At 66.8% G+C, this 12,332-nt stretch carries 10 protein-coding genes; 5 read left to right on the forward strand and 5 right to left on the reverse strand.

Annotation, left to right across the window (positions count from 1 at the left end; translation table 11 throughout):
• The first annotated feature begins 160 nt into the window (after positions 1 to 160).
• Positions 161 to 931, forward strand: coding sequence for an SDR family oxidoreductase (locus tag GII31_RS02930; protein WP_213246644.1), 771 nt, complete (start codon positions 161 to 163; stop codon positions 929 to 931).
• Between the two features lie 145 nt (positions 932 to 1,076).
• Complete coding sequence (locus GII31_RS02935; protein WP_213246646.1) at positions 1,077 to 2,315, forward strand: cytochrome P450; 1,239 nt, start codon at positions 1,077 to 1,079, stop codon at positions 2,313 to 2,315.
• 158 nt (positions 2,316 to 2,473) lie between these two features.
• Here the strand turns inward: GII31_RS02935 and GII31_RS02940 are convergent, their stop codons facing one another.
• The 4 genes from GII31_RS02940 to GII31_RS02955 form a co-directional block, all read right to left on the reverse strand.
• A complete protein-coding gene (locus GII31_RS02940; RefSeq protein ID WP_213246648.1) occupies positions 2,474 to 3,874 on the reverse strand; it encodes a hypothetical protein in 1,401 nt (466 codons plus the stop codon).
• 105 nt (positions 3,875 to 3,979) lie between these two features.
• Entirely contained in the window at positions 3,980 to 5,128 is a 1,149-nt protein-coding gene (locus tag GII31_RS02945; protein WP_213246650.1) for a thiolase family protein, read from the reverse strand.
• Between the two features lie 3 nt (positions 5,129 to 5,131).
• Positions 5,132 to 5,560, reverse strand: coding sequence for a Zn-ribbon domain-containing OB-fold protein (locus tag GII31_RS02950; protein ID WP_213246652.1), 429 nt, complete (start codon positions 5,558 to 5,560; stop codon positions 5,132 to 5,134).
• A 66-nt stretch (positions 5,561 to 5,626) separates the two neighbouring features.
• Positions 5,627 to 7,303 (reverse strand): acyl-CoA synthetase, encoded by a 1,677-nt coding sequence (locus GII31_RS02955; protein WP_260840276.1) that lies wholly within the window; start codon positions 7,301 to 7,303, stop codon positions 5,627 to 5,629.
• Positions 7,304 to 7,633: 330 nt separating this feature from the next.
• Between GII31_RS02955 and GII31_RS02960 the strand changes: the two genes are divergently transcribed.
• Genes GII31_RS02960 through GII31_RS02970 form a run of 3 tightly spaced genes read left to right on the forward strand, consistent with a single transcriptional unit; the run spans position 7,634 to position 10,779 of the window.
• Entirely contained in the window at positions 7,634 to 8,491 is an 858-nt protein-coding gene (locus tag GII31_RS02960) for an amidohydrolase family protein (RefSeq protein ID WP_213246657.1), read from the forward strand.
• On the forward strand, positions 8,491 to 9,546 hold the full coding sequence (locus GII31_RS02965) for an acyl-CoA dehydrogenase family protein (RefSeq protein WP_213246659.1): 1,056 nt from the start codon (positions 8,491 to 8,493) through the stop codon (positions 9,544 to 9,546). The genes GII31_RS02960 and GII31_RS02965 overlap by 1 nt, the downstream gene beginning before the upstream one ends.
• Before the next feature lie 33 nt (positions 9,547 to 9,579).
• On the forward strand, positions 9,580 to 10,779 hold the full coding sequence (locus GII31_RS02970; protein WP_213246661.1) for an acyl-CoA dehydrogenase family protein: 1,200 nt from the start codon (positions 9,580 to 9,582) through the stop codon (positions 10,777 to 10,779).
• Between the two features lie 151 nt (positions 10,780 to 10,930).
• Here GII31_RS02970 and GII31_RS02975 read toward each other — a convergent pair whose 3' ends face one another.
• The gene (locus tag GII31_RS02975) at positions 10,931 to 12,151 is read right to left on the reverse strand and encodes a CaiB/BaiF CoA transferase family protein (RefSeq protein ID WP_213246663.1); all 1,221 of its coding nucleotides are present in this window, start codon (positions 12,149 to 12,151) and stop codon (positions 10,931 to 10,933) included.
• Between the last annotated feature and the right edge of the window lie 181 nt (positions 12,152 to 12,332).

Here is a 12,332-nt window from a genome sequence, read left to right on the forward strand (position 1 = left end):
TGCGAGCCTCGAAACCTGGTGAGACGACAATGTTCTCTCACCAGGTTTCGAGGCTCGTCGCCAATGCGCCTCACACCTCGACCAGCGGAGGGCACCCGGCCGATCTCCGATCCATATCCCCATGTATCCGGCACGGGTACGTGAATACAAAGGAGCATGCATGTCTTTCGAAGGTGAAGTCGCCGTCGTCACCGGTGGTTCGGGTGGGCTGGGAGCGGCCACCGTGCGCCGGTTGCACGCCAATGGGGCGTCGGTGGTGATCGCCGATCTCAACGACGAGGCCGCCACCGCGCTGGCCGCAGAGCTCGGCGATCGTGTTGCCTATGTGAAAACCGATGTCCTCGATGATGACTCGGTTCAGTCGGCTCTCGACAAGGCTGCCGAACTGGGCGTACTACGGTACGCGGTGATCACCCACGGTGGTTTCGGCGTGCGGCAGAAGGTGGTCAACCGCGACGGCAGCCCGCATGATCGGGCCGGGTTCGCCAAGACCATCGACCTGTATCTGATCGGCACCTTCAACGTGCTGCGACTGGCCTCGGCCGAGATCGCCAAGCTCGATCCGAAGGAGAACGGGGAGCGCGGGGCGATTGTGATGACCAGTTCCATCGCGGGCTTCGAGGGCCAGATGGGTCAGGCCGCCTACGGCGCCGCCAAGGCCGGTGTCATCGGTCTGACGATCTCCGGTGCCCGCGACCTGAGCTCGGTGGGCATCCGGCTCAACTCGATCGCTCCCGGCACCATGGCGACGCCGATCATGAAGGGCGTGGGCGAGGAGATGCTGGCCAGGTTCTCGGCCAATATCCCGTTCCCCAAGCGCCTCGGTGAGCCCGACGAATTCGCCGCTCTCGCCCAGCATCTACTGGAGAACACCTACCTCAACGGCGAGGTCATCCGGATCGACGGCGCCCAGCGTTTCACCTATCGCTGATCGGCTCGCCGGCGTCTGCGCAGCCGTGTGGAAGTACGGTTGCGCAGACGTGGGACCTCCGACCTGTTATATTTATCGTAAGGCTTACGGTACTATTTGGGGTAGGCCCGATGAATGAGCGATCCAAGCGCGGACAACAGCCGGGATGCGCGGATGGCAGGAGGAAACAGTGACCCAGGCGGCAACAGCGGTCGAGTTCGACCCGTTCTCGATGGAGTTCTACAACGGCGCTCAGGACATCTACGCGCGACTGCGCGAGGAAGCGCCCGTCTACTACAACCCCCAGTACGATTTCTACGCGCTGAGCAGGCACGCGGACGTCGCACCCGCCTACCGGGACTACGAGACCTTCTCCTCGGCCAAGGGTGTCGACCTCGCCGCCGTGCGGACCGGTGAGGACGCGGGCTTCAAGTCGATCATCACCCTCGACCCACCCGAACACCGCTACATGCGCAGCCTCGTCAGCAAGGTGTTCACCCCACGCGCCATCGCGGCCCTGCGGGAGATGGTCACCGACCGCATCGGTTTCTACCTGAACCAGAACAAGGGCAAGGCCGAGTTCGACCTCATCCAGGACTTCTCGGTGCTGTTCCCGATCGACATCGTCTCGCGTATGCTCGGCGTGCCCGAGGAGGAACGCACCCAGATCCGGTTGTGGACCGACGAACTGCTCTACCGCGATGTCGGTCAGGTGGAACTCGACGAACGCGGCATCAACGCCGTCGTCGCCATCACCAAGTACTACTACCAGCTGACCAAGAAGCGCCGCGCCGAGCCGCAGGACGACATGATCTCCAAGCTCATCGACGCACGCGTCGAACGCAGCGACGACCAGCCGTCGGAGCTGTCGAATATCGAGATCGCCATGTTCGGTTCGCTGCTCGGCGGAGCCGGTGCCGAGACCGTCGCCAAGCTGATCGGCGGTGCCGGAGTCATCTTCAGTGACCACCAGGATCAGTGGCAGCAGCTGTACAACGACCGCGGCAAGATCGGCGACGCCGTCGAGGAACTGCTGCGGATCTCCTCACCCAACCAGTACAACGTGCGGTACCTGACCAAGGAGATCGAGCTGCACGGGGTCACCATCCCCGCCGGCAAACCGATCTTCCTGCTCATCGGGTCGGCCAACCTCGACCCCGAGGTGTGGACCGATCCGGAGAGGTTCGACATCAACCGCAACGGTCGCGAAGCTCCCAACCTGGCCTTCGGCTACGGTCTGCACAGCTGCCTCGGGGCGGCGCTGGCCCGCCTCGAAAGCTCCATCGCACTCGATATGCTGCTCGACTTCATGCCGAGATTCGAGGTCGACCACGCCAACTGCCGACGCGTGACCATGCAGAACGTGGCCGGCTGGAACAACGTGCCGGTGCGCGTGCTGCCCTGATCGGCGGCGAACAACAGACACGCCTCCCGCGACCTCGATCTGACATCGGTCGCGGGAGGCGATCTCATTTCCGGGATCCGTCGGTCGATTCGGGGTCCGTCGTCCGCGAACCTCGACCAGTGACGATCTACGCGGACAACGATCAACCGCAGCAGTGGTCAGGGGAGAGCGAGCGGCACCGTGATCAGCCCGGCGGTGTGCGGGGCGACGTCGGCCGGTGTCCGCGGGGCCGAGGCGCTGCGCGCCGGGGTGACGCGGTAGATCGGGACCTCGGGGAACCGGATGGCCAGCCGGATGCTGTCGGTGGCGTCGGAGTCCTCGGCCAGCACGATCGCGCAGTCACCGCCGCGGGCGGTGATCAGGCCGGTGAGCTTGTCGATCGACGGGTGGTCATCGATGGAACTGACGGTCGCCGCACCCTTGCCGCGTGGGCCGGTGAACGCCGCGATGTCGGCGGCGAAACCGGTGCCGTCGGGGGAGACCACGCACAGTCGTGGCGCCCGGTGCCCCTGGGCCGCCGGTGTCTGCCCCGCCGACATGCAGATCGCAAGCGTCAACTGTGATGTGCCGCAGACATATACGGTGCTCGGTGCCTTCGCCGCCAGATCGGCGGTGATGCGGTCGGCGGTCGCCTCATAGCGACTGACCACCGCCGGTCGCCACCGTACCGGGTCGAACACCGGCTGGCTGCGCCGCCACATCTCGGCCTGCCACGGATCGTCGATGCGGATCGACACGGGAACCGGCCGGTGCGGATGACCGAACGCCGCGTCATGGCCGGCGAGCCTGCTCAGATTGGTGGGGGTGTCGGCGCTGAGCAGATACAGCCCGGCCAGCTTGTCCTCGCCGATCGTGGTGCCGGCGGGCCCGGTGATGCGGGCACCGGCCGCGCGGGCCACCCGGACCGCATCGGGGTGCGCGCCGTGGTCGACGACCACCGGCATCGATCCCGACTCCCGGATCGCCGCGGTGATGCCGGGCAACGCGCCGAGATCGTCGATGCCGTCGATCACGGTGACGGATCCGGCGAACCGGATCGCCACCCGGTCCAACTGCGGCCGGAACACCGAATACAGCACACCGGACAGCAGGGTGAGTACGACGGCGACCCCACCGGCGCGGGCCAGATCGTAGGCGACCGGGGCCTGTGCGCAGGCCGGCGAACCGTCGGCCGGGGAGTGCCCGCCCGCCACGAACAGAGCCAGAGTGGAGGCCAGCGAGCCCACACCCGGTACCTGATCCGCGGGGCAACGCCAGAAGCTCGCCAGACCCAGAACGAGGGTGCTCGCGCCGGTGGTGGCGGCCAGTGTGATCGCCGACCCCGCAGGCCACCCGCGGTGCTCGGACCAACGCAGCCACACCGCGCCGCCGGCGAGGACCACCACGATCAGCGCGGTCGGCCACGAACCGGGCTCACCGAACCAGCCGGCCCATCCGCCGGGCCGTAATCCGGGGCCCACCGCCAGCACACACAGGTAGACGCCGATCAACGCGAGCACGCCCGCGATCCCGGCTGCCGCCTTCGATCGAGGCCCGGCCTCGCTCCACCACTTGGTCATTGGTCATGGATAGCAGGTGCGGCCGACAATCACACGACAGCCACTCCGATATGCGAATGCACCCCGGAGTCTCCGGGGTGCATTCGGGGAAAACGGGTGGTGCGGCTACAGGCTGACGACGGTGGCGCCGGCGGTGCCGGGGGCGCCGTACAGCAGTGCGAACCCGGCCTTGGGATTGCCGGGAACCTGGCGTTCACCCGCGGTGCCGCGCAGCTGGTGGACCAGCTCGTGCAACTGTCGCAGGCCGGACGCGCCGATCGGTTCACCGTTGGCGATCAGGCCGCCGTCGGTGTTGATCGGCATCGACCCGCCGATCTCGGTGGCGCCGTCGGCGATCAGCTTCTCCTGGTCGCCGTCCGCGCAGAAACCGGCTTCGGCCATGTGGATCACCTCGGCGCCGGCGTCGGTGTCCTGCAACTGGAGGATGCCCACGTCCTCCGGACCGATACCGGCCTTCTCGAAGGCGGCGCGTGCGGCGTACACCGACGGTGCGACATCCTCGGCGACCGGCGCGTAGGCGGTGTTGACCTCGTAGGCGCCGTAGGCGCGGGTGCGCACCTCGACGGCCTTGACGAACACCGGTTTGGCCGTGAATTTGTGCGCAAGATCAGCCCGGCACATGATAACCGCCGCCGCGCCCTCGTCGGGTGCGCAGAACATCATGTGCGTCAGCGGATAGTTGAGCATCGGCGACTCGAGGATCGTCTGCTCGTCGACCGGCTTGCGGCGGAAGGCATTCGGATTCAGCACACCGTTGCGGTAGTTCTTCGCCGCCACCTTGGCCAGGGTCTGATGCGAGATGCCGTGGTCGTGGAGGTACCGGTTGGCCTTCATCCCGAAGAACTGGGTGGTCAGGTACTGGCCGTTCTCGCCGTACCACTTCGGCATGCCGACGAGTGTCGGATCGACGGTGAACGCGCCGCGGGGGTGCTTGTCCAGCCCGATGGCGATGCCGATGTCGTACTTGCCCAGTGCGATCGCGTCGGCGACGGCCTCGGTGGCCGATGCCGCGGTGGCGCAGGCGTTGAAGACGTTGGTGAACGGGATACCGGTCAGGCCCATCTGGCCGACGATGGCGTCGGGGTTGGCGATCTCCCAGCTGCCGCCCGCGGCGAATTGGATGTCCTTCCACTCCAGTCCGGCGTCGGCGAGGGCGGCGCGAATCGCGTCGACACCCATCTGCATCGCGGTCTTGCCCTCGAAACGGCCGAACGGGTGCAGTCCGACTCCGATGATGGCGACGTCGTTGGTCATGGGTCAGGCTCCTACGGGTTGAAAGGCGAACGTGACGACTTCTTCGCCGTCGGCGTCGTGGCCGAGCGGCACCGTGGTGACCTCGACCGTCGCCCCGAATTCCAGCTTCTGCGGGTCGTTCTCGGTGAGCCGGCCCTCGATGCGGATCACATCGCCGAGCTGTACCAGCCCGACACCGAACGGGGTGAACGTCTCCCGGGTCTCGTCGCCCAGATACGGTGCGCCGGGCAGGAATCCCTGGGTGGTCCAGGCGATCAGCGTTCCGGTGCGCGGGAAGGTGGTCTTCTCCACGGTGTCCTTGCTGCACCGCGGGCACAGCTCCTGGATCGGGAAAACGGCTGCGCCGCAGTCCGTATCGTTACAGACACCGCCCACGAGGGCGACTTCGGCGTCGGGCCAGGTGGAGATGTCGGGGGAGATCATGCGTGTCATGTGCGGTCCTCTGGGTCGATCGGCGCTGCGAATCATTCGGCGCCGGATGTCATTCGGCGCCGGGTGTTATTCGGCGGACAGGGCGGCTTGCTCACGGGCCCAACGGTAGTCGGCCTTGCCGACGGGACTGCGCTGGATCCGGGCGCGGAACAGGACGGCCTTGGGCAGCTTGTAGCGGGCGATGGACCCGGCCGCGTGCTCAACGATCTGGTCCTCGGAAACCTCGGCACCGTCGAGGATTTCGACGATCGCGACCACCTCGTTGCCCCAGCGCTCACTCGGACGGGCGGTGACCAGGACGTCGGCGACGGCCGGATGCGAGGCGATGGCCAGCTCGACCTCCTCGGCGAAGATCTTCTCGCCACCGGAGTTGATGGTCTGCGAGTCGCGGCCGAGTAGACGGATCGTATTGTCGGCCAGGCGTTCGGCCCGGTCGCCGGGCAGTGCGTAGCGGGTGCCCCCGACCACCGGGAAGGTCTTCGCGGTCTTGGCCGCGTCGCCCTTGTAGCCGAGCGGGACGTGACCGCGCTGGGCGAGCCAGCCGATGTGGCCGTCGCCCGCGGTGGTCTCGCCGGTCAGGTCCTCGGTGACCACGGTGGTGTTGCTGCCGGCGTTGAAGGTGCCGGTCGACACGGCACCCGCCGTGGAGACGTGGGTCATCTGCGCGCCGGTCTCCGACGAGCCGGTGCCGTCCATGACGATCGCGCCGTCGAGTACCTCCAGCGCGCGCTCCTTGATGGCCGGGGACAGGACCGCGCCGCCGTTGGCGAAGATCTTGATCGAGGAGACGTCGCGGTCGCCCTTCTCGAACTCGGCCAGCAGCGGCCGGGCGATCGCATCGCCGACCACCATCAGCACGGTGGGCTTCTCGTGTTCGACGGTCGCGGCCACGGCGGCCGGGTCGAGCCGGTCGGGAACGTCGGAGAAGACCAGCGTCTGGCCGGAGGTGCTCGCGGTCAGCGCCGCCCACTGCGCGGCGGCGTGGATCAGCGGCGGCACCACCATCAGCTTCATCTCGCCACCTGCTGCGAGACGGTCGGTGACCTCCTGGATCGACGACACGGCATCGCCGGTGTACACGTTGCGGCCACCGCAGGCACCCATGAAGATGTCGTTCTGCCGCCACAGGACGCCCTTGGGCATGCCGGTGGTGCCGCCGGTGTAGACGATGTACAGGTCGTCGGGGGAGGGTGTCACGTCGGCGAGGTCGGGTTCGGTCTCGGCGATCACCTGCTCGTAGTCGACGGCGCCGTCGAGCAGCGCGTTGCCCGAGTCGTCGGCGATCTGGATCAGCACCTTCAGGCTCGGCACCCGGGGCAGCACCTCGGCCAGGGTCGGGGCGAACGCGGCGTGGTAGACCAGCGCGGTGGGTCCGGCGTCGTTGAGCAGGTACTCGAGTTCGCTCTTGACGTAGCGGTAGTTGACGTTGAACGGTGCCACCCGTGCCCGGAACGCCGCATGCATCGACTCGACGTACTCGTTGCCGTTGTAGGCGTAGAAGCCCACGAGATCCTGGCCCACCTCGTCGCCGGTGAGTTGGGCGCGGTCGGTGTGCACGCCGAGACCACGGCTGCGGAAGTAGGTGGCCAGCCGCCGGGAGCGGTCGGCGATCTGTGCCTGGGTGTACCGGCGTTCACCGAAGACCACCAGCTCGCGGTCGGGGATCTCGGCGGCGACGGCGTCGAGGATCTCGGGGAAGGTGAATTCGGGGGCGGTGAATTCGGGGGCGGTGGCTTCGCTCAAGACGGCTCCTTGACGTTCTGTGCGGTCGTTCGGTGCGGCGGTCGTTCTGTGCGGTCGTTCGGATGCACGGTATTCGGGCGCGCGATGCGCCCGTGCGGGCCGACCGCGCACGTCATGCTGTCACCATAACTGTAAGCCTTACGGAAAGGCCAGGAACGGGCTGCTCGGACTATGCCGGACGTGCGCGTCCACGGGTGGGCCGACAGGATCCCCAGCCTTGCGGAAGGCACTACCGATAGGTATACAGTATAGGGGATCGCAGGTGGTCCGAGGTAGTCGTGTGCCACGTGCCGTGACTGCCACCCTCCGTGAACAGACCCCGTGAACAGAATGGGAGATGCGGTGCCCCGCAAAGTCATCGACTGTCTCGTCAACGTCCACTTCGGCGAGACCGTACAGCAGCCGGCCTGGATGCTCGCCGTGCGCGACAACTACTTCAAGGGCGCCAAGTCGATGTACGAGCCCGTCGACATGGGCACGCTGCTCGACGAGATGGACGAGCAGGGGGTGCGGAAGGCGATTCTGATGAACTCGCTCTCCAAGCCGTCCAACACGGTCAGCAAGTTCGTCGAGGCGCATCCGGACAGGTTCTCGATGTCGATCGGCGGCTTCGATCTGCTGCGTCCGGTCGCCCACCTGCGCGAGCTCACCGCGATGACCGCCGACCTGCCGGTCAGCTACGCCACCGTGGGCCCGAGCTTCTGGGGCGACGGGCAGTACCCACCGAGCGACGCCGTCTACTACCCGCTGTACGCCAAGTGCGCCGAGCTTGAACTGCCGTTGTGCATCAACACCGGCATCCCTGGCCCGCCGATCCCCGGCGAGGTGCAGAATCCGATTCACCTGGACCGGGTGTGTGTGCGCTTCCCCGAGCTCAAACTGTGCATGATCCACGGCGCCGACCCCTGGTGGGACGTGGCGATCCGGATGCTGATCAAGTACCCGAATCTGCGGCTGATGACCTCGGCGTGGTCGCCCAAACGTCTGCCCGAGAGCCTGCTGCACTACATGCGCACCCGCGGGCCGAACAAAATCATCTTCGGATCGGACTGGCCGGTGCTCTCGCAGCGGCGGCTGATCCCCGAGGCCGAGGCACTCGGCCTCCCCGACGACGTTCTCGACAACTATCTGTACAACAACGCGCAAGAGTTCTTCTTCGCCGCCACCACACACGAACAGGAGCAGTGATGGATCGCTACGAACTCCGTCGCGAAGACTACAGCCTCACCACCGACCACACCGACCTGCAGGCCGCGTTCGCCAAGCTCTTCCAATCGCACTGCGGCATCGACGAGGTGCGGGCGGCCGAGGCCACCGGTTTCGATGAAGGGCTGTGGAAGCAACTGATCGCCACCGGCGCCACGTCGATGGCGATCAGTGAGGCCGAGGGCGGTGACGGTGCGACCCTGGTCGACCTCACCCTCATCGCCGAGGAGGTCGGACGTGCGCTCGCCCCCGTGCCGTGGATCGATCACGTGGTGTCGGCGCGGCTGCTCGCCAGGCTCGGTGCGCTCGCCGGTGACGAGGCGATCATCTCCGGTACCCGGATCCTGGCGCTCGACGCCGCCGGTACGGGTACGAGCGGAAAGCGCCTGGTGGCGCAGGGGGCGATCGCCGACGAGATCATCGTCCGCGAGGGTGACGACATCGTGCGGGTGTCTTTCTCGGACAAGCCCGCCCGCGTGGACAACCTGGCCAAGCTGCCGATGGCGTGGGTCGATCCGGGCGCCGCGGACACGCGCACCCCGGTCGCCGGCGGACCGGAGGCGGTCAAGGCCTTCGAGCTGGCCGTCGACGAGTGGCGGCTGCTGACCGCGTCGGCGCTGGTCGGCCTGCTGGAGGCGACCATGCGTATCGCCGCAGAATTCGCCGTCAGCCGGTACACCCTCGGCGTGCCGATCGCCTCGCTGCAGGGCATCTCGCATCCGCTCGCCAATATCGCCATCACCGTCGAGAGTGGTCGCAACCTGGGTCGCAAGGCCGCCTGGTTCCTCGACAACGAACCCGACGTTCGCCCCGAACTCGCCAGTGCCGCATACGTCTACATGACCGAAGAGGCGTCCAAGTCGGCGACGTTCGCGGTGCACGTCCAGGGTGGTCTCGGGGTGTCCACCGAAGCCGCGTCGACGGCCTACCTGACTCGCGCCCGTGGCTGGCCGCTGGCCGGCGGTGACCCGGCCCGTGCCGCCGTGCGCGTCGCCGAGCTTGCCGCCGCCCGCGAAACCGCGCAAGCTTCCGCCTGAGCGCCGGACCTGTAAGAAGGGGACTGTAGGACAATGGATTTCTCGAAAGTAGAACTCACCGACGACGAAAAGGCCTTCCAGGCGGAGGTGCGCGAGTTCCTCGACACCTATGTCACCGACGAGGTTCGCAAGCACGACCGCGATACCGGCGACAACTTCGACATCGGTGTGCACCGGGCACTGGCCGACAAGGGCTGGCTGGAAAAGGAGATCAAGGGCGCCGAGGGCTGGGAGGGTGGCTTCACCCGCGTCGAATCGCGCATCTGGCACCTGGAGCGGCGCAAGGCCGAATTCCCCTGGGTCACCTGGGGCACCACCGTCCTGATCGCGCACTCGGTGGCGATGTTCGCCAAACCCGAACTGCGCGATGAGGTTCTGCAGGGTGTCTACGACGGCGACGTCCGGATGTGCCTGGGCTATACCGAACCCGAAGGCGGCTCGGACGTGGCCACCTGCAAGACCCGTGCGGTGCGCGACGGCGACGACTGGGTCATCAACGGCTCCAAGATGTTCACCACCGGTGCGCACAACAGTCAGTACTGCTTCCTGATCACCAACACCGATCCGGAAGCCCGTAAGCACAAGAGCCTCACCATGTTCCTGGTGCCGCTCGACACTCCGGGCGTCGAGATCCAGCCACTGTGGACGGTCGACGGCGACCGCACCAACATCGTCTACTATAGCGACGTCCGGATCTCCGACAAGTACCGGCTCGGTGAGGTCAACGAGGGCTGGACCGTGGTCCGCGAGCCGCTCAACAAGGAGCACGGCGTGGTCGACGCCGTGATCGACGGGCTCGACGACGTGTCGATTCTGCAGCATCAGGGCATGTACATCGCCAACGCCGCCGACGCCGTCGTCGCCGAGACCGCCAAGGAAGATTCGGACGGTAATCGCCGTATCGACGACCCGCTGGTGTCGGTGCGTCTGGGGCAGTCGCTGGCCAAGATCGAGGCCGCGCTCGTCTCGCCGCACATGTTCGGCCGCGTCGCGCTCGCACAGGCGATGCGCGAGGTGTCGCCGGTGCTGATGGACATCGTCGGCCCCACCTCGGTGCTGCCCATCGACGAGCCGGGAGCGGACCTGAGTCGCGCCGAGTACGTGTACCGCTGGGCGCCGCTGACCGGGATCTACGGCGGCACCTTGGAGGTGTTCCGCAACATGATCGCCCAGTACATCCTGGGTCTGGGCAAGCCCGTCTACGCGGCCCCCAAGGCGCCCGCCGCGTCGTAGCGCCGTTCCCATCCCACCGAATGCTCCCGGGTGACCGACACCCGGGAGCATTCGTATTTGCCGGAAGGCACTGCTTCCGCACCGAAACAATCTCCCGCGTAGCGGATGTCGCGACATCCGCTACGCGGGAGATTGTTTCGGTGCGGGAGGTTTACAGGACGGCGCCGGAAACCTTGGCGTCGATGATGGTGTCCCAATCGTAGCCGAGTTCGGTGAGGATCTCGTCGGTGTGTTCGCCGTGGCCGGGGGATCGGGTCGGCCGAGGCGGGGTTTCATCGAACTGGATGGGGGCGGCGACGGTGCGGAACTCTTCGCCCTTGTCGTCGGTGAGGGTCAGCAGGTAGCCGTTCTCGATGACCTGCGGATCGTTGGGCACCTCGCGCGGGGAGGCGAGGGTGCACCAGGCGCCGGTCTCGGCCTGGAAGATCTCGGCCCATTCGGCCAGATCGCGTTCGGCGAACACCTCACGCAACAGCGCGGTGGCCTCGGTCTTGTTGGCGGTGAGGTTGGCCAGCGGGGTGAACCGGGCGTCGTCGGCCAGCTCGGGCCGCCCGATGCGGACGCAGAAGTCGGCCCAGTAGCGGTCGGCCTGCAGGAACATCAGCTGGAACCAGCGCCCGTCCTTGGTCTTGTAGCGGTTGACCACCGGATTGGGGGCATCGCCCGCCTGCCACTTGGGCACGCCGTCGTTGCCGTAGTAGTCGGCGATGGCGATGTCCGGTGCCACCGACCAGAGGCCCTGCGCCAGTAGCGAACCGTCGACGATGGGGGCATGGCGGTGGCGTTCGCGGTGGAACAGCGCCGCGGCCACACCACCGGCGAGCGTCGAACCGCCCTGCAGGTCGCCGAAGGCGGTGGTCTGCGCGAACGGGAACTCAACCCCGTCGGGGGTGAGGGCGAATGCGACACCTGCCCGGCCGGTGTACGAGGTGCCGTCGAAGCCGGGGCGGTTGGCGTCCGGGCCGCGCTGGCCCTGGCCGCTGCCTCGGGCGATGATGATGTCCTGGTTGAACTTTCGCAGTGCGTCGACGGTCAGGTCGGCGCGCTCCAGTTGCGCGGGCAGCCAGTTGGTGAGGAACACGTCGGCCTGGCCGATCAGCTTGCCGAAGATCTCCCGGCCCTCGGGGCTCTTGATATTGATGGCCAGGCTGCGTTTTCCGTGGTTGCCGATCTCCATCACCGCGTTGGCATTGACGCGGGAATCCTCGGGACGCAGGCCACCGGACACGAGGTACCGGGCCGGGTCACCGCCCTTGGTGTCCTCGACTTTGATCACGTCGGCACCCCAGTCGGCGAGCATGGCGCCGGCGCTGGGGACGTAGGTCCAGGACGCCAGTTCGACGACCTTGATCCCGCTGAGCAGATCGGACATGTGCGGATTCCCTCCACTGGCTTCACAAACGTTTGTACAGTGCATACTGTAGCAGTTACAGTTGGTCATCCCGACAGGGTTGCCAAACATATTGCACAAGCTGGTCCATGCAGGTCATCGGGTAAATCTGGTTGTTCGAGCCGTGGTGACATCGATCATCGCCCGTGCGGCCGCCTCGCAG

The organism is Gordonia pseudamarae, assembly GCF_025273675.1.
In the GTDB taxonomy this organism is placed as follows: domain Bacteria; phylum Actinomycetota; class Actinomycetes; order Mycobacteriales; family Mycobacteriaceae; genus Gordonia; species Gordonia pseudamarae.